This window comes from Janthinobacterium sp. GW823-FHT06H09 (genome assembly GCF_058794735.1).
On sequence record NZ_JBXAHC010000003.1, the window covers coordinates 90,368 to 107,869 of the forward strand.

Sequence of the window (17,502 nt, forward strand, 5' to 3'; positions counted from 1 at the left end):
TTTAACCCAATGGCAAGTGCTGGGGTCGGACCTTAAGGTCCGACCCCGGTTTTGGCACCTGGGTTAGTTTTAAGCAAAACAACAAGGAGACAGCATGACCATCAAAGTTGCCATCAATGGCTATGGCCGCATCGGCCGCAACGTCTTGCGCGCGTTTTATGAAGGCGGCAAGCAGCAGGATATCGAAATCGTCGCCATCAACGACCTGGGCGACGCCAAGTCGAATGCGCATTTGACGCGCTACGACACGGTGCACGGCAAGTTTCCCGGCGTCGTCACCATCGATGGCGAGAACATGCTCGTCAATGGCGACCGCATCCGCGTGTTCGCGCAGCGCGATCCGGCCCTGATTCCATGGGGAGAGTTGGGCGTGGACGTCGTGCTTGAATGCACGGGTTTCTTCACGACCAAGGAAAAAGCCTCGGCGCATTTGAAGGGCGGGGCAAAGAAAGTCATCATTTCCGCGCCGGGCGGCAAGGACGTGGACGCTACCATCGTGTTCGGCGTCAACCAGCATGTCTTGAAGGCATCGGACACAGTGATTTCGAATGCTTCGTGCACGACGAATTGCCTCGCGCCATTGGTCAAACCCCTCAACGACGCCATCGGCATCGAATCGGGCCTGATGACCACCGTGCATGCCTACACGAACGACCAGGTACTCTCCGACGTGATGCATGAAGACTTGCGCCGCGCCCGCTCGGCCACGCATTCGATGATTCCCACCAAGACGGGCGCGGCCGCCGCTGTCGGCCTGGTGCTGCCGGAACTCAATGGCAAGCTCGATGGTTTCGCCGTGCGCGTGCCGACCATCAACGTCTCCTTGGTCGATCTGTCCTTCATCGCCAAGCGCGATACGACGGTGGAAGAGGTGAATGCCTTGCTGAAAGCGGCGTCGGAAGGCGCGCTGAAAGGCATCCTCACTTACCAGACAGAACCGCTCGTTTCCATCGACTTCAACCACAACCCGGCCTCGTCGAACTTCGATTCGACCTTGACCAAGGTTTCGGGCCGCCTCGTGAAAGTGTCGTCGTGGTACGACAACGAGTGGGGCTTCTCGAACCGCATGCTCGACACCACGGTCGCCCTGATGGCGGCCAAGTAAGAAGAATCACCGCTGATCCAGCGCACCAGGACGGCCGGCCCACAAGGCCGGCCCTTGTAGCAACTCATTATAGAAAGCAGCACACCATGACCATGCAAGTACAGCAACGCGCCACCAAGATCGTTTCCACCATCGGCCCCGCTTCGAACGATATCGATACCCTCGTCCGCATGTTCAAGGCCGGCGTCGACGTCGTGCGCCTGAACTTCTCGCATGGCAAGGCGCAAGACCATATCGACCGCGCCCGCATGGTGCGCGAAGCGGCAGCGCTGTGCGGCCGCGAAGTGGCCATCATGGCCGACTTGCAAGGCCCGAAGATTCGCGTCGGCAAGTTTGAAGAAGGCAAGATTTTCCTGGAAAACGGCGCCAAGTTCATCCTCGACGCGAAATGGGGCGAAAACGGCGAACTGGGCAACATCGAGCGCTGCGGCCTCGACTACAAGGAATTGCCGCGCGACTTGCGCGCTGCCGACGTATTGTTGCTCAACGATGGCCTCATCGTCCTGACGGTGGACAAGGTCGTCGGCAGCGAAATCCACACGACCGTGAAAATCGGCGGCGAATTGTCGAACAACAAGGGCATCAACCGCCAGGGCGGCGGCCTGTCGGCGCCAGCCCTGACGGCGAAAGACATGGAAGACGTGAAAACGGCGATGAGCTTCCAGGCCGATTACGTGGCCGTCTCCTTCCCGAAAAACGCCACGGACATGGTCATGGCGCGCCAGCTGGCCAATATCGCCGGCGAAGCGTGGGACCACAAGCCGATGATGATCGCCAAGATCGAACGGGCGGAAGCCATTCCCGCGCTGCAAGAAATCCTCGACGCCTCCGACGGCATCATGGTGGCGCGCGGCGATTTGGCCGTGGAAGTGGGCAATGCGGCCGTGCCGGCCTTGCAAAAGCGCATGATCAAGATGGCGCGCGCGTCGAATAAATTAGCCATCACGGCCACGCAGATGATGGAATCGATGATCGTCAACGCCGTGCCCACGCGCGCGGAAGTGTCCGATGTGGCGAATGCCGTGTTGGACGGCACGGATGCCGTCATGACGTCGGCGGAAACGGCGTCGGGCCGCTACCCGATCGAAACGGTGGAAGCGATGGCCGCCATCTGCCTGGACGCGGAAAAGTGGGATACCTGCAAACTGGACGCCGATTTCCTCAACGCCACGTTCTCGCGCATCGACCAGTCGATCGCCTACGGCGCGCTGTTTACAGCCCACCACCTGCGCGTGAAAGCGATCGCCACACTGACGGAATCGGGCTCCACGGCGCTGTGGATGAGCCGTTGCAACATCGACATCCCCATCGTGGCCCTGACCCCGAGCGTGGGCACGCGCCGCAAGCTGGCCCTGTACCGCAACGTCAGCACCCTGGAACTGACGTCCGGCACGGACCGCGACAAGGTTTTGCAGCAGGCGGAAGATTTGCTGGTGGAACATAAAGTCGTGACCAAGGGAGACACCGTCGTGCTGACCTGGGGCGAGCCGATGGGCAAGGTCGGCGGCACGAATGCGTTGAAGATCATGAAGATCGGTCAGCACTGACCGTCTCGCCCGCCGCCAGTTGCCTGCAGCCTTAAGAACGGCTGAAAAAGAGGCCGCTGGCCGCAAGGCGCAATGGCAGATGCCCAATCTGCCATTGCGATGCCCGCGTTTCCGTGTCAGCATGGTTCTCCTGCCTTGCAAGGCGCATCTGGAGAGCATGATGACTGAATACTTGCCTGCCTTGATCTGGTCGCTGTCGGCTTTCGTTTGCCTCTTCATTGCCAAGCGCCGCTCCTTGAAAACTACGGCTGTCAGGGCCATCCTGGTGGTGCTCCTGGGGCCGTTTGCCATTCCCTTCGTATTGGCCGCCAGGCCCGGGATGCACGGCTAAGCGTGCGGCCTGCGAGCGTTCCTCTTTGCTATATTTAAACTTTTAGCGAATGGAATGCCCATGAAACGCAGCGCGTCCCTGTTCCTGACGATGATCCTTCCCCTGTGCGCAGCCGCGTCCGCCTCGGCGGCGGAACCGGCGCAGCGCTTGCAGCGTGCCACGGGGCTGTGGAAGGTGACGCCCGCCACCTCGCCGTTTTCCTGGGAAATTTGCGTTGATCAGCAACGCGACCGCCTGATCGACGACGACTTGTGGAGCGATTTCGAGCAGGAATGCCAGATCGCGTCGCAAAGCCGCCAGGGCGACAGCTATACTTTCCAGTCCAGCTGTCCTGGCGCCAGGCTGGCGGGCAGTTTCAAGGGCGACCTGGCCAAGGCTTATACCCTGACCGCCGATACCACTATCGAACTGAACGGCAAGACCGAGGTGCAACGCACGGAACTGGCGGGCGTATTCCTCGGTGCCTGTCCCGCCGGGTTGGCGCCGGGCGCGAAGAAAATGCGCGGCGGCATGGTCATGAAGAGCGTGTATATCAACCGCTAAGTAATCCTCGGAAAATTAGTGTGAATTTATGACAAACAGAACCGGATGCTATGCAAGGCGCTCGCTGCGACGCAGTGCGAGCACTGCTAGCAGTGAGCAAGCCTCGTCGGCCACCTTGCAGAGCGCCGGTTATGGAAGTCAGAAATCACAATAATTTATTGGGGGTTACTTAGCAGCCGGCAACCGCGCTGAAACAACGGTTTTCAGCGATAGGCGGGCGCCGGCATTGACGCCGGAGGCCAGGATTTGTGATAATGAGAATTATTATCAATTAGTCGCGCCTTGCCTTGCGCGCATTGGAGTCCCGAGTGAACATTGCGCAGTCCAGCGAGTCGATAGCAGGCATCTACAGCAGCCACCACGGCTGGCTGATGCGCTGGCTGCGCGCCAAGCTGCAGTGCGCCGACCATGCGGCCGACCTGGCGCAGGATACCTTCGTCCGCCTGCTGACGGCGCCGCCCGAGGGAAGGCACAGCCTGCGCGAACCGCGCGCCTATCTCACCACCGTGGCGCAGCGCCTGCTGATCGACCATTACCGGCGCCTGTCGCTGGAGCAGGCGTGGCTGGAAACCCTGGCGCAGCAGCCCGATCTGCTGATGCAGTCGCCGGAAGAGCGTTTGCTGGTATTGGAAGCCTTGCAGCGCATCGATGCCATGCTCGACGGTTTGCCGCCGCTGGTGCGCAACGCCTTCCTGCTGGCGCATGTCGATGGCCTCGCCTATGCAGAAATCGCCCGTCGCCTGGGCGTGAGCGAGCGCAGCATCAAGCGCTACATGGTGCAGGCGTTCGAGCGCTGCATCCTCTTGATCCTGTGAACGCCAGCACGGCTGCCATCGACCCGCGCGCCGCCCACGCAGCGGCGCAATGGCTGGTGCGCTTGCACGGGGGGCCTTTGAACGTTGACGAACAGCAAGCCTTCCAGGCCTGGCGCACCAGCGATCCCGCGCACGAAGCTGCCTGGAAACGGGCCGAGCTCGTGTGCGGCACCCTGGCCAGCGTGCCGCCGGCGCTGCGCCAGGCGGCGGACGGGGCGCCGCAGTCGCCGCAGCGGCGTGCCGTGCTCTACGGCCTGGCCGGGCTGATCGTCGCCGGACCGGCGTTGTGGCTGGCCAGCCAGTCGGCGCCGTGGCAGGCGTGGCGCGCGGCCATCCGCACGGCCAGGGGCGAAATCCGCCACATGACATTACCCGATGGCACGCAACTGGTACTCAATACGGACACGGCCATCGACGTGCGCTTTGACGGCGCGGCGCGGCTGGTGGTCTTGCATGCCGGGGAAATCCACGTCGCCACGGCGCACGACGGGGCCGTGCCGGCGCGCCCGTTCCTCGTGCGCAGCAGCAATGGCGTCGTGCGCGCGCTCGGCACGCACTTCAGCGTGCGCCAGGGCGGCAGCGTGCTGGCGCCGCGCACGCAGGTGAGGGTCAGCGAGGGCGCCGTCGAGATCCGGCCAAGGGAAGCTTCCGACGCCTTGCGCAGGGTCGATGCGGGCCGGCAGGGCAGTTTTGACGACGCGGCCGTTTCCGCCTTGACGCCGCTGGCGCCGCATGCGGACGCCTGGCTGCGTGGCGTGCTGATCGCCGAGCGCATGCCGCTGGGCGAGGTGCTCGAACAGGTGGCCCGCTACCGCTATGGCGTGCTGCGCTGCGATCCGGCGCTCGCCGCCATGCCCGTGGACGGCATCTTCCAGTTGCACGACCCGGAGAACATTCTGCTCTTGCTGCAGCGCGCCTTGCCGATCCGGCTGGCGCGCCGCACGCGCTACTGGATCAGTGTCGAGGCGGCTTGAGCTTGTCGGCTTACGCGTGGCCTTGCCACGCTAAGCCGACCTACGCCTGTCGGGTATGGTAGGTCGGCTTAGCCCGCAGGGCGTAAGCCGACGTGCTCCAATTTACTTCTTGCCTGTCCCTTTTTTCGAATTGCTTCGTCATACAAGGTAGAGAACGAACAATCCGAACCATCGAAAGGGTTTACATGGCTTTGCAGCACCGCACTTTGACAGCAGCACGCATGACGCTCCATCCCACCACCGGCGCCGTGCGCGCCGCGCTGGTCTTGTTTCTCGCCGTGGGCGGCGCCGGCGCCACTTTGCCGCACTTGGCGCTGGCGGCCGAGGCCAGCCAGGCAGCCAGCACACGCGACTACAGCATCCCCGCCGGCAGCCTGCGCGATGCGCTGGCCTCGTTTGCCATCGCCGCCGGCGTGAACCTGTCCACGCAGGGCGTGGCGCTCGACGGCCTGGTGACGCCGGGCTTGCAGGGCCGTTATGGCGTCGCGGCCGGCTTGCAAACGTTGCTGCAAGGCAGCGGCCTGGACGTGGTGGACGGCGGCAGCGGCAATTATATGTTGCGCAAAATGAATGCCAGCACGGCCGATGGCGGCCTGGCCAGCATGCCCGCCGTGGTCGTCAGCGCCGAGGCGGACCGCGCTACGGAAGGCACGGGTTTATATACGGCGCGCGCCATGTCGACGGCCACGGGCTTGAACCTGTCGCAGCGCCACACGCCGCAAACGGTCAGCGTGATTGCGCGCCAGCAAATGGAAGATTTCGATTTGACCACCTTGCAGGACGTCGCGCGCGCCACGCCTGGCATCTATGGCAAGACGCAGGGCGTGTCCGACCAGGAAACCACGTATTTTGCGCGCGGTTTTGCCTTGAGCCACGTCAACGTCGATGGCTTGCCGCTCGATGTCACAGGTTTTAATGAGCGTAATGTTTCCGCCGACATGCTGATGTACGACCGGGTGGAAGTGGTGCGCGGCGCCACGGGTTTGATGGAAGGGGCGGGCGCGCCGTCGGGCAGCATCAACATGATACGCAAGCGCCCCACGGCCACGCCCCTGCTGAACGCGTCCGCTCACCTGGGCAGCTGGAAGGACCGGCAATTGACGGTGGACGCCAGCAATGCCTTGAACGCCTCGGGCAGCGTGCGCGGCAGGGTGGCGGCAAGCTGGCGCGACAGCGACAGTTTCGTCGACGTGGTCAACAACAGCAATGGCACCGTGTATGCGATCGTCGAAGCGGACCTGACGCCGTCCACCACGGCCGGCATCGGCTTTTCGCGCCAGCACAGCCGCACCGATGGCGTGTTTGTCGGCTTGCCGACGTTTGCCGACGGCCGCCACATGGACTTGCCGCGCTCGACCTTCCTGAACAATGCCGACTCGTTCCAGAAACGCGACAACAACGTCGTCTTCGCCGACCTGGAAACCAGGCTGGAGAAGGGCTGGCGCAGCCGCTTTGCCATCACGCGCATCGATGCCTCTTCCAGCACGCGCAATACCACCAACAGCCGCATCGATGGCGAGATCTATCGCCTCAGCCAGTCGGAAACGGGCTGGAAGTACAACACGGAACAGGTGGTGGCTGACTGGCGCCTGAGCGGCCCCGTCACCTGGTTCGGCCGCCAGCACGACCTCATCGTGGGCGCCAGCTACCGCCACGACGATTCGGATGCGGGCCAGAGCTGGGAGGGCGCCGGGACGCGCGTGATCGACATCCGCCAGTGGAATCCCCATGCCTACCGCATGAACGGCGCGCTGTTCGAGCCGTACAACTGGGGCCGCAAGACGGATGAGAAGGGAATTTATGCGGCCGGCAACTTCAGTCTGGCCGATCCGCTGCGCCTGGTGCTGGGCGGGCGCTTCGGCTGGTATGCGCAGGACGTGACGGGCTGGTATGCCAGCAACCCCACGTGGCGGCGCGGCCTGACGGAAAACGCGAAGTTTACGCCGTATGCGGGGCTCGTCTACGACCTGGACCAGCATCACTCCGTGTACGCGAGCGGCACGCAGATCTTCGAGCCGCAAAGCTCGTTGGACGTGCGCGGCAATACTTTGCCGCCGTTGAGCGGCACCAACCTGGAAGTGGGCGTCAAGGGTGAGTACTTCGGCGGCCGCCTCAATGCCGGCGGCGCCCTGTTCCGCATCAAGCAGAATAACCGCGCGATGGCCGATGAAGTCAATTGCCCCACGGGCGGCGCCATCTATTGCGCCCGCGCGGCGGGGCAGGTGCAGAGCGAAGGCGTCGATCTGCAACTCTCGGGCTCGCCTTTGCCGGGCTGGCAGATCGCCGGCGGCTACACCTATGTGCTGGCCAAATACACGAAAGACAGCGTGGCGGCGAACATCGGCCAGCGCATCGCCACGGATGAGCCGAAGCAATTGTTCAAGCTGTACACGACTGTGCAGCTGCGTGGCAGCCTGGCGCGCTGGAATCTGGGCGGCTCCGTGTACGCGCAGGACAAGATCTACCGCCGCGACACGGGCTACCTGACGCAACAGGGCGGCTACGCCATCGTCGGCTTGACGGCCGGCTACCGCCTGAGCGAGCAGGTGCAGCTGCGCGTCAGCGTCGACAACGTGCTGGACCGCCGCTACTACCAGGGCCTCGGCTATGCGTGGTCGGGCGGGCTGGAACGCTACGGCGCGCCGCGCAGCGTGCTGCTGTCCCTGAACTACAAGCTGTAGGGGTGACGCCAGCGGAGCGCGCCCGGCCGGGCGCCTCTGCTACACTGCCGCCGTCTTCACTTTTACACGGTTCCCATGTCCGCCACGCCTGTCCTCACGCCCCTGAAAAGCGCTTTCCAGCAATCGCGCGCCGAGAATAACATCGAGCTGATCCTGCCCGAACTGCTGGCCGCGCAATTGCACGTCGTGATCGGCGGGCAAAGCGAGCAGATCGACCTGTTCCTCGTGCCGTCGCCGAATCCCGAGCGCCAGTGCGTGACGGTGGCGGAAGACCCGGCCTTCCTGGCCGGCATCAATTTTCCCAAGATTCCCGTCACGGGCGCGCAGCTGATCGCGTCGATTCCTCCCGAGATCGAGATCGTCATTCTGCACGGCGATGGTGCCAACTACCTGACGCGCGAACAGCTGGCGTGGTTCCGCGGCATGCTGGCGCCTACCGCTTGAGCGCAGCGCCGTCGCGCAAGCTCAAAGGGGCACGCGCCGAATGGATACGCTTTGCGCCGGCCGACGATGCAGGTTCCCAGGCAGCGATGATGGCCAATCTGCGTCCCGTGCTGTGGCGCAGCGTGCTGCTGGGCGGCTGCGCCCTGATCCTCGCCTTTGTCCTGCAAGCCGTCTGGCGCGACGTGCCATACGCGGGCGATGCGGTGCTGCTGCTTCTGCCGGCGCTGGCCGCCTGGACCGTCGGCCTGGTCCTGCTGCCGGATCGCCATCTGTCCTTTGATGTCGAAATCAACGACGCCGGCCTGTTGCTGCGCCGGGTGGCGCGGCGCCTGCCTGGCCATGAGAAGACGCTGCAGCTGGAACTGCGGCAGATACGCGCGCTCGAGGTGGTCGCCTACGCGGGCGCGGTAACCGTCTACCGGGGCGGGCCACCGATGGCGCGCCTGGAGCTGTTGCTGCACACGACCCTCGACGACTGCCCGCTGATTCGCGTGATTGGCATGGATCTGCCCGTGCCGCAGCGCTGGTCCTTGCGGCAGATCAAGGACGAGTTGAGCCGCCGTTGCAAGCTGGCCGGTATTCCTGTCGCCGTGCGGGCCGGTCCCACCTATCAGGAATCTGCCGCGATACGCGCGCAGTGGCCGACAGGCTGAGCGGCCGGAAATTGTCGCATCAGGGCTGCGGAATATTTTTCTTTTGGCAACTATATTGCTGAAGTCCTATGAATATGTTCGCAAAGCAACTATACTCATGATTCTTTAAAAAATCATCGTCACGCTGGCGGCCAGATATCCGCGCCAGAGTTCGTACGCATTCCGCTTTTTCCCTCTGTAAAAAGCACCTTTCCCCCGCGCGGCAGGCGCGGGCGTGATGACCGAGCCTTGCCCTGGTCGACTGCTGCCGTTGTCATTTTCGCTGTGTTGCCGCTTTACTAAAAAGCCCGGCGCCGGCGCGCGGTGCGCCGTCATGTTTTGCGACGTCACGTTTCACTCTATTCGGTTCACGACAGTATGCTGAGTTCCATCTTTGCCGTATCGAACGATACCTTGCCGTACATCTATGGCACGCACAATGCCTGGCTGGTGTTGTTTTCTATCGGCATCGCCATTTTTGCCTCGTTCATGGCCTTGCAGATCGCCGGCATGGCGCGCAGCAGCGAGCGCGGCTTCCAGCGCCAGACGGCCATCATCACGGGTGCCATCGCGCTCGGCGGCGGCATCTGGTCGATGCACTTCATCGGCATGCTGGCCTTTGATATCTGCACGCGCGTGTCCTTCGCGCCCGGCCTGACCCTGCTGTCGATGCTTCCAGGCATGGCCGCTTCGTGGGTGGCGCTGCACCTGCTGGCCCGTCCGAGCATCAACTGGCGGCAATTGGTGGTCGGCGGCGTGCTCGTCGGAGCTGGGATCGGCTCCATGCATTACAGCGGCATGGCCGCCATGCAGACGTCGCTGGCCCTGCGCTACGAACCCTGGCTGTTTGTGCTCTCGCTGCTGGTGGCCGTCACCATGGCCATGCTGGCGCTGTGGGTGCGCTTCGGCCTGAACGCCATGCGCCAGCGCCTCAGTCCGCTTACATCCTTGCTGGTCAGCAGCGTGGTGATGGGCCTGGCCATTTCTGGCATGCACTACACGGGCATGCTGGCGGCGCGCTTTTCGGGCACGCCCACGGCAGGCGAGAACACGATCACGGTGCAAGCCTCGTTCGTCGCCCTGGCCGTGGCCCTGATTACCGTCACGCTGACCGTCTTTGTGGCCGCGGCGAATGGCTTGCTGCGCTACCGCCAGCTGCTGCGCCACGCCAGCGCCAGCGAATCGCGCCTGCGCGCCATCGTCGACACGGCGGCCGATGGCCTCATTACCATCGATGGCCAGGGCAAGGTGCGCTCCTTCAATCCCGCCGCGGAAAGCCTGTTCGGCTGGCGCGAAGCGGAGATCGTGGGGCGCGACGCCAGCGTGCTGCTGCAACCGGCCGACGCGGCCGAATACGAGGGCTATCTGCGCGACTATCTGGAAACGGGCGCTTCGCGCATCCTCGACAGCGGACGCGAACTCGATGGCTGCCACAAGGACGGCGCGGTGCTGCCCATGCGCGTGGCGATCGGCAAGATCGATACGCCGGGCCAGCCCCTGTTCGTGGCGTTTGTCACGGACATGCGCTCGTCGCGCAGCATGGAGCAGGCGCTCAAGGACAGCGAGCGCCAGTACCGTACCCTGATCCGCAATATCCCGGGCGTGTCCTTCCACTGCAGCTTCGCGCCAGAATGGAAGATGATCTTCATCAGCGACGCCGTCTTCAACCTGACGGGCTGGACGCCGCAGGACTTCATTGAAGGGCGGGTCAGGCTGTTCGACCTCGTGCATCCGGACGACCGCCAGCGCGTCAACGACACCTGCGTGCAGGCGGCCGGCGAACAGCGCGACTTCGAGAACGTCTACCGCCTGATCCACCGCGACGGGCGCGAGCGCTGGGTGCGCGAAAGCAGCGGCCCCGTGCTCGACAACGACGGCGTGGTGCGCTGGATCGACGGCGTGATCCTCGATATCACGGAAAGCGAATTGCGCAACGCCGAATACGAAGGCAAGGTGACAGCCATCTCGCGCGCGACGGCCGTGGCGGAATTCGACCTGCAGGGGCGCATCCTGGCGGCCAATCAGAACTTCCTCGACCTGGTCGGCTACCAGCTCGACGACGTGCTGGGTCTGCACCACAGCATCTTCTGCGAACCCGCCCACGTGATCTCGCCCGACTACATCGCGTTCTGGCAGCACCTGGCGGGCGGCGAATTCAATACGGGCGAGTACAAGCGCATCGGCAAGGATGGCCGCGAAGTGTGGATACAGGCGTCGTACAATCCGATCTTCAACACGGACGGCAAGCCGTTCAAGGTGGTCAAGCTGGCCACCGACGTGAGCGAGCGGCGCGCCATGCAGGAAAACCTGCGCGCGGCGAAAGACCGCGCCGAGCTGGCCGCCGAATCGAAGACCAGCTTCCTGGCCAATATGAGCCATGAAATCCGCACGCCGATGAACGCCATCATCGGCTTTACGGAAGTGCTGCTGGGGACGGCCCTGGACAGCCTGCAGCGCCGCCACCTGGGCACCGTGCGCCAGTCGGCCCGTTCGCTGCTCGAGCTGCTCAACGACATCCTCGACACGGCCAAGCTGGAAAAAGGCGCCACCGAGCTGGAACTGGTGGACTTCTCGCTGCCCGACCTGGTCGACCACGTGGCCGCCTCCCTGCGCGTCACGGCGCACGCGCGCGACCTGGTGCTGCATGTCGACGTCGATCCCGGCATGGGCCAGTTCTTCCTCGGCGACGCGCGCCGGGTGCAGCAGGTGCTGACGAATCTGATCGGCAACGCCGTCAAGTTCACGGAAGTGGGCCATGTGCGCGTGGCCGCCGGCATGCAGGGCGAGCAAGTGCATATCGCCGTGCACGACACGGGTATCGGCATTCCGGCCGACCGCCTGGACAAGATATTCGCCCCATTCACGCAGGCCGATTCCTCGATGAGCCGCCGCTTTGGCGGCACGGGCCTGGGCACGACGATTTCGCTGCAGCTGGTCGAGCTGATGGGGGGAACCATCACGGTGGAAAGCACCCTGGGCGTGGGCAGCGTGTTCCACGTGCTGCTGCCGCTGGCGCCGGGCAAGGCCGTGGCGCGCCGCAGCGAGCAGCCCGTGGCGGCCTTGCCGCCGCTGCGCATCCTGGCGGCCGACGACGTGCCGCAGAACGTGGAGCTGCTCTTGATCAGCCTGGGCGCGGCGGGCCACCAGGTGATCGCCGCCAGCGATGGCGAGAGCGCCGTGCGCGAGTTCAGCAAGGGCAGCTTCGACATCGTCCTGATGGACGTGCAGATGCCGCGCATGGATGGACTGGAAGCGACGCGCCTGATCCGCGTGTACGAGCGCGAGCAGGGCCTGAAGGCGACGCCCATCATCGCCCTGACGGCCAGCGTGCTGGAACAGGACCGCCGCGCCGCGCAGACGGCGGGCATGAACGGCTTTGCCTCGAAGCCGCTGGAAATGCACAAGCTGACGGCGGAAATCGCGCGCCTGCTCGATATCGCCGTGGCCATGCCGCCGCCGGCCGCCGGCGCGGCGGCGCGCGTGGCCGCCGGCCAGGTCGACTGGCAGCGCGGCATCGCCCTGTGGGGCGGCCGCGAAGCCTTGCAGCGGGCGATCGGCCGCTTCGTGCAGGCCAATGGCGACTGCGCCGCCATGCTGGCGGCGGAACTGGAACGCGGCGGCGGCAGCGTGGCCGGCCACCTGCTGCACCGTATCAAGGGCGCGGCGGGCAATCTGTGCCTGGTGCAGGTCGAAAGCCTGCTGGGACGCATCGAACAAGCGATCGCGCGCCAGTTGCCGGCCACCGAATTGCTGGTGCAGCTGGCCGCCGCCTTCATGGCGCTGGCCGGTGAACTGGAAGAGGTAAATATGCCGGCCGTGGCCATGGACGCGACGCCCGCCGGCGCGCCCCTCGATGCGCCAGCTGCCGGCGCCTTGCTGCGGCAAGCCATCGCCAGCCTGGAGGGCGGGCAGCTCGACGACGCCCTGATGGCGCAGATCGCCGCCATGCTGGCGCCGCATGGCCAGCAGCCGCGCCTGCAGGCGCTGGCCAGCGCCATCGACGACTTTGAATTTGCGCGCGCCGTGGGCGTGCTGCGCCAGCTGCTGGCGTGGCTCGAGGCTCCTGCGCCTGCCGACCTTTCCTGATACTGGACTGACGATGACCTTACAAGAAGACAAACCGATCCTGCTGCTGGTCGACGACGAAGCGACGAATCTGCAGGTGCTGCGCCAGATCCTGCAGGACGATTACCGCCTGCTGTACGCCAAGGATGGCGAGAAGGCGCTGGAACTGGCGCAGAACAACCCCGTCGAACTGATCCTGCTCGACATCATGATGCCGGCCATGACGGGCTATGAAGTATGCCGCCAGCTGAAAGCCATGCCGGTCACTGCCGCGATTCCCGTCATTTTCGTCACCGCCCTGTGCGACGTGAAGGACGAGGCGGACGGCTTCGACGCGGGCGCCGTCGACTACATCACCAAGCCCGTCAGCCCGCCCATCGTGCGCGCCCGCGTGCGCACGCACTTGTCGCTGGTGGACGCCGAGGAATTGCGCCGCTCGCGCCTGCAGGTGATCCAGACCCTGGGCCAGGCGGCCGAATACAAGGATAACGAGACGGGCATGCACGTCATCCGCATGAGCTATTACGCGCGCCAGCTGGCACTGGCGGCCGGCTACAGCGCGGCCAGGGCGGAAGATTTATTGAATGCGGCACCGATGCACGACGTGGGCAAGATCGGCATCCCCGACGCCATCCTGCAAAAGCCGGGCAAGCTCGATGCGGAAGAATGGAAAGTCATGCGCCGCCACGCGGAAATCGGCGCGGCCATCATCGGCGAGCACGCGGGCGGACTGCTGAAAATGGCGCGCACCATCGCCCTGACGCACCACGAAAAATGGGATGGCAGTGGCTATCCGCAAGGCCTCAAAGGCGAAGAAATCCCGCATGAAGGCCGCATCGTCGCCATCGCCGACGTCTTCGACGCGCTCACCAGCGAGCGCCCGTACAAGCGCGCCTGGACGGTGCCGGACGCGATCGCCACCATGCAGCGCGACAGCGGCACGCATTTCGATCCCGCGCTGCTGGCGCTGTTCATCGAGCAGCTGCCGGCCATGCTGGAGATCAAGGACAAGTGGCGCGAGCCGGCGTAGGGAGCATCTGCTCAGGGCGGGTCCACGCGCAGGCGGTCGTCGAGCAAGCGCGCATATGCTTCAGTGCTGTCGAATTGCACATGGGCGCATGTCATGCTTGTGCCCAAGGCTGCCATGTGGCGAGAGGATATTGCATAGGCAAGTTTGCCGGGTTGTCGCCGCGATGGATACACGAAACCATGAATCGCGCCTGCCTCCTGCGCAATGATCTGATCCAGCTGCCAGCCCAGCCATTGGCACCAGCCGTGGTCGGGACTGCGCAATTGATCGTAGATACCCAGGCGGCTGGCGGCCAGCCCGGTCAGGTCGAGCAATTGCAGCGGGGCGCTGAACGACAGCGTGGCGATCAGGGCCAGTTCCGCACCATGCGTGATATAAAAGGTGCCCGGACGCGTCACGTCGTTCTGGCAAAGCTGGGCTTCCCAGGCAGCCGTATAGGCATCGTCCGCAAGATACGCCCAGTGATAGGGGAAGCCGGCCGCATCTGCCAGTTCGGCGGGCGGGCCGAAGCGGTAGGTGCGCTGGACTTTCAATGGCCAGATCGATGCCATGTTCCACGCCGCGCGCACCACGGCCTGGCCTGCTGGATGGGTGATGATATGACTCAATAATTCAGCGCGCAGCAATGCCAGCGCCGGCAGGCGCGTGATCATTTCTGGCGGGACAAGCGTATCTTTCAGTTGTAGCGTCATGCGAGGCTAGCCTACGATATCGGCCATGCCCCTATGCTGCCACTTCGCCGCCGCCAGCACCTTGCGCAATCTCTCGCTGGCGGGCAGATCCAGCAGCGCCTGCTGACTGGGATGCACTTCGGCCCGCGTTTCGAACGATTTGCCTGCAAGCAGCTCTGCCGGCGACAGTTCGTTGAGTTCGTCTGCGCTGCTGACCCAGAAGGCATGAATGTCACTGCCGGGCTGGCCGGCGAGAATGGCGAGCACGGGCGCGATCAATTCCGGCACGGGCTGGACAAATTGCCACGCCGGAAACTCCTTGCCGATACTGCGCCCCTTGGGCGTCACGCAATAAAACCGCTGGCTTTCCACTGCGCGATACAGCGACGCCTGCGACAGTTCCACCCATCCTTGCCCAATGACATCGGATACCTTGAGTTTTGACACGGGAAGTTGCAGCGGTATCGATGGCGGGGTGGCGCGCAGAGAGGCGCGCGCCGCATCGAGCGCGCGCGTGGCCAGGTCGATCAGGCGCTCGCGCTCGGGACCTTGCGCCAATAGGTCGAGCTGTGCGCTCACCAATTGCGAGAATTGTTCCACTACCCGCAGGTCGTTGTCGGTCCATTCCCGGCGCGCGGGCGCCAGAGTGTCGTGATGCAGATGCGCTGTCATGTTCGCTCCTCGGGTATATGCGCCAGGCGTCTTACACACAAGATTATCATGTTTCGCAACTTTATCAAGCGAAAAACGCATCTTTTCTGCATCAGGCAGCGCTGTATGTCAGGGCAAGCTGTCCGGCAACCGCAAGATCCGCCGTATCTCCAGAATCGCCTGCGGACTTTCCTGCACGCTGTGCCAGGACGGAATGACTTTTTCCGACAGGGCGCCGTCGAGGTGGGCGCTGGCGTAGGGCACCACGCCGTCGCTCGATTCGGCCAGCGGCAGGTCCGGCGTGTCGTTGCCCATGATGGAGTAGTAGCGCACTTTCGGGCTGATGGGCAAGTCGGCCACCAGGCGCACGAACGGGTCCTTGTCGCTGAGGTTATCGATGCTGTTGGGGATGCGCAGCGGCTCGCTGCTGCCCGTGTCGAGCTGCGCCAGGCTGCCGGCCGCGTCGGACAGCTGGTCGAGCATGGTGATGGGCAAGGTGACGAGATTGGCGATCCAGCGCGCCACCTTGTGGTTGGCGAACGAGGTGCCGCGGTGCGGCGCGGCGATGAAGATGGCGCGGTTGACCTGCGGCATGGCAGTGAAATTGAGGTAGGGCGCCAGTCCGGCGCGCACTTTTTCCGCCTTCTTGCCCTTCAAATTGTATTCTTCCGTGATGGCGTCGAGCAGGGTGTTGCTGGCGTCGGACACCATCAGGCGCGCGAGCACGCCGCCCATGCTGTGGCCGATCAAGACCATCTCGTTCGCGGCATCCGCCTTGCCAGCGGGGTCGAACTGCGCCAGCGTCGCGGCGAGCGCCTTGCGGATGGCGGCGTTATTGGCCGCCAGCGGCGCATTGCTCGGATAGTACACCTGCCAGATCTGGTAGCGGCGGCGCAGCTGTTCGTCGCCCATCAGTTCATTCGCCACGTTGATCCACGCTTCCGGGCTGCTGGCCAGGCCGTGCAGCATGACGATGGTGCGCTTGTTCGGGTCGTAGGGCTGCATCAGGTGCACCTGCGGGCGCGAAATGCCGTCGGCGCGGCCGAACAGGGTGCGCAGCGCCTGCACGCCGAAGCCGGAGCGGGCCAGCCACAGGCCATAGCCGGCCGTGAAGTTGGCTGCCACGGGCAGTTCCTGGCCTGCCATGCGCGTCGATTCGCTGCGCGTCGGGTCGACCAGCATCACCAGCAGCTGCTGCGTGGCCAGGACTTCCTGCAGGCTGTTGCCGTCGAAGCGGATCAGCGCCGTGACGACGGGGAAGCGGGTTTCCTGGTACGGCACATAGTCGCCTGTCGACGCCGGGGGCTTGGGCATGACGGCCACCAGGTCGGCGCCGAAGCCGTCGCGCCGGTACACATTGCGCAGGCCGGAAAACGTCAGCGAGGTGGCCGGCAGCAGTTCTTCCGGCAGGGTGCCGTCTGCGGGCAGCCGCAGGGCAGACAGTTCGCTGTCGATCTGCCAGCCGGCGACGCGGATCACATGGCCGTCCGGGCGGTATTCGCCGCGGTGGCGGAACAGGTTGCCGACGGCCTTTTGCACGGCGTAGTTATAGTAGTCGCGGATCTGCGTCTGGCGTTCCTCGAAGGCGCGCTGGCCCGGCGTGCGCGTCGTGTAGAACAGGTAGGCGTAGGCATAGCGGGCCGATTCCAGCCACGCGGCCAGCAGCTCGGCGCTGGGGTGGCCGCCCTGTTTTTCTTCGGCCAGGGCGCTTTCCAGCCACAATTCGGAGAGGGTTGCCAGGCGCTGTTCGTCGCTGAGCAGCTCGGAGCGGGCCAGGTCGGCGCGACAGCTGCCCGTATTGGCTTCGCAGGCGGCGATGTCGCTGCCGATGATGCGCAGCACTTCGCTGGCCGATGCGCTGAGTTTGCCCGTGGTGAGGATGTCGCCGCGCCGCTGCTGCAGGTAGTCGGCCGGCGAAATGGCGCTGACGGTGACGGCGGCGCAGCCGCTCAGCAGCGCCGCGGCACAGAGCAGGGCGCCCAGGCGCAAGCGCCGCATCAGCGTGGCCGGCAT

Annotated in this window: 15 protein-coding genes; 11 read left to right on the forward strand and 4 right to left on the reverse strand. The window is 64.5% G+C overall.

The features are described from left to right. Nucleotides 1–94: 94 nt before the first annotated feature. The 9 genes from gap (at nt 95) to AC1Q6X_RS05205 (ending at nt 9,093) form a co-directional block, all read left to right on the forward strand. Nucleotides 95–1,105 carry a type I glyceraldehyde-3-phosphate dehydrogenase gene (gene gap / locus AC1Q6X_RS05165; RefSeq protein ID WP_492495518.1) on the forward strand — a complete coding sequence of 337 codons (1,011 nt, stop codon included), beginning with the start codon at nt 95–97 and terminating at the stop codon, nt 1,103–1,105. 86 nt (nt 1,106–1,191) lie between these two features. Continuing rightward, on the forward strand, nt 1,192–2,652 hold the full coding sequence (gene pyk / locus AC1Q6X_RS05170) for a pyruvate kinase (RefSeq protein ID WP_175444767.1): 1,461 nt from the start codon (nt 1,192–1,194) through the stop codon (nt 2,650–2,652). Nucleotides 2,653–2,731: 79 nt separating this feature from the next. Further along, nucleotides 2,732–2,983 carry a hypothetical protein gene (locus AC1Q6X_RS05175; protein WP_492495520.1) on the forward strand — a complete coding sequence of 84 codons (252 nt, stop codon included), beginning with the start codon at nt 2,732–2,734 and terminating at the stop codon, nt 2,981–2,983. Nucleotides 2,984–3,043: 60 nt separating this feature from the next. Further along, complete coding sequence (locus tag AC1Q6X_RS05180) at nt 3,044–3,526, forward strand: DUF3617 domain-containing protein (protein WP_492495522.1); 483 nt, start codon at nt 3,044–3,046, stop codon at nt 3,524–3,526. 308 nt (nt 3,527–3,834) lie between these two features. Next, on the forward strand, nt 3,835–4,341 hold the full coding sequence (locus AC1Q6X_RS05185) for a sigma-70 family RNA polymerase sigma factor (RefSeq protein ID WP_492495525.1): 507 nt from the start codon (nt 3,835–3,837) through the stop codon (nt 4,339–4,341). Beyond that, nucleotides 4,338–5,315: a FecR domain-containing protein gene (locus AC1Q6X_RS05190; RefSeq protein ID WP_492495527.1), complete on the forward strand. Its 978-nt coding sequence runs from the start codon at nt 4,338–4,340 to the stop codon at nt 5,313–5,315. The genes AC1Q6X_RS05185 and AC1Q6X_RS05190 overlap by 4 nt, the downstream gene beginning before the upstream one ends. A gap of 221 nt (nt 5,316–5,536) precedes the next feature. After that, entirely contained in the window at nt 5,537–7,996 is a 2,460-nt protein-coding gene (locus AC1Q6X_RS05195; RefSeq protein ID WP_492495529.1) for a TonB-dependent siderophore receptor, read from the forward strand. A gap of 75 nt (nt 7,997–8,071) precedes the next feature. Beyond that, nucleotides 8,072–8,440 (forward strand): hypothetical protein, encoded by a 369-nt coding sequence (locus AC1Q6X_RS05200; protein ID WP_070291444.1) that lies wholly within the window; start codon nt 8,072–8,074, stop codon nt 8,438–8,440. Further along, nucleotides 8,437–9,093 (forward strand): hypothetical protein, encoded by a 657-nt coding sequence (locus tag AC1Q6X_RS05205; RefSeq protein ID WP_492495531.1) that lies wholly within the window; start codon nt 8,437–8,439, stop codon nt 9,091–9,093. Before AC1Q6X_RS05200 ends, AC1Q6X_RS05205 begins: the two co-directional genes overlap by 4 nt. Nucleotides 9,094–9,198: 105 nt before the next feature. Here AC1Q6X_RS05205 and AC1Q6X_RS05210 read toward each other — a convergent pair whose 3' ends face one another. Beyond that, nucleotides 9,199–9,423 (reverse strand): hypothetical protein, encoded by a 225-nt coding sequence (locus AC1Q6X_RS05210; RefSeq protein ID WP_492495533.1) that lies wholly within the window; start codon nt 9,421–9,423, stop codon nt 9,199–9,201. Between the two features lie 27 nt (nt 9,424–9,450). Between AC1Q6X_RS05210 and AC1Q6X_RS05215 the strand changes: the two genes are divergently transcribed. Together AC1Q6X_RS05215 and AC1Q6X_RS05220 are read left to right on the forward strand one after the other, a co-directional pair. Continuing rightward, a complete protein-coding gene (locus tag AC1Q6X_RS05215) occupies nt 9,451–13,158 on the forward strand; it encodes a PAS domain S-box protein (protein ID WP_492495535.1) in 3,708 nt (1,235 codons plus the stop codon). Between the two features lie 13 nt (nt 13,159–13,171). Continuing rightward, on the forward strand, nt 13,172–14,167 hold the full coding sequence (locus AC1Q6X_RS05220; protein ID WP_492495537.1) for a response regulator: 996 nt from the start codon (nt 13,172–13,174) through the stop codon (nt 14,165–14,167). 11 nt (nt 14,168–14,178) lie between these two features. Here AC1Q6X_RS05220 and AC1Q6X_RS05225 read toward each other — a convergent pair whose 3' ends face one another. The 3 genes from AC1Q6X_RS05225 to AC1Q6X_RS05235 form a co-directional block, all read right to left on the reverse strand. Continuing rightward, nucleotides 14,179–14,859 (reverse strand): RES family NAD+ phosphorylase, encoded by a 681-nt coding sequence (locus AC1Q6X_RS05225; protein WP_492495539.1) that lies wholly within the window; start codon nt 14,857–14,859, stop codon nt 14,179–14,181. 6 nt (nt 14,860–14,865) lie between these two features. Beyond that, nucleotides 14,866–15,510 carry a hypothetical protein gene (locus AC1Q6X_RS05230; protein ID WP_227741975.1) on the reverse strand — a complete coding sequence of 215 codons (645 nt, stop codon included), beginning with the start codon at nt 15,508–15,510 and terminating at the stop codon, nt 14,866–14,868. Between the two features lie 108 nt (nt 15,511–15,618). After that, nucleotides 15,619–17,502, reverse strand: coding sequence for an esterase/lipase family protein (locus AC1Q6X_RS05235; protein ID WP_492495541.1), 1,884 nt, complete (start codon nt 17,500–17,502; stop codon nt 15,619–15,621).

Bases quoted from the DNA above. Each gene is read 5' to 3' on its own strand.
- pyk (WP_175444767.1), top strand. From the start codon at position 1,192: ATGACCATGCAAGTACAGCAACGCGCCACCAAGATCGTTTCCACCATC.
- gap (WP_492495518.1), top strand. From the start codon at position 95: ATGACCATCAAAGTTGCCATCAATGGCTATGGCCGCATCGGCCGCAAC.
- AC1Q6X_RS05195 (WP_492495529.1), top strand. From the start codon at position 5,537: ATGACGCTCCATCCCACCACCGGCGCCGTGCGCGCCGCGCTGGTCTTG.
- AC1Q6X_RS05225 (WP_492495539.1), bottom strand. From the start codon at position 14,859: ATGACGCTACAACTGAAAGATACGCTTGTCCCGCCAGAAATGATCACG.
- AC1Q6X_RS05200 (WP_070291444.1), top strand. From the start codon at position 8,072: ATGTCCGCCACGCCTGTCCTCACGCCCCTGAAAAGCGCTTTCCAGCAA.
- AC1Q6X_RS05175 (WP_492495520.1), top strand. From the start codon at position 2,732: ATGCCCAATCTGCCATTGCGATGCCCGCGTTTCCGTGTCAGCATGGTT.
- AC1Q6X_RS05230 (WP_227741975.1), bottom strand. From the start codon at position 15,510: ATGACAGCGCATCTGCATCACGACACTCTGGCGCCCGCGCGCCGGGAA.
- AC1Q6X_RS05220 (WP_492495537.1), top strand. From the start codon at position 13,172: ATGACCTTACAAGAAGACAAACCGATCCTGCTGCTGGTCGACGACGAA.
- AC1Q6X_RS05235 (WP_492495541.1), bottom strand. From the start codon at position 17,502: ATGCCGGCCACGCTGATGCGGCGCTTGCGCCTGGGCGCCCTGCTCTGT.
- AC1Q6X_RS05180 (WP_492495522.1), top strand. From the start codon at position 3,044: ATGAAACGCAGCGCGTCCCTGTTCCTGACGATGATCCTTCCCCTGTGC.
- AC1Q6X_RS05215 (WP_492495535.1), top strand. From the start codon at position 9,451: ATGCTGAGTTCCATCTTTGCCGTATCGAACGATACCTTGCCGTACATC.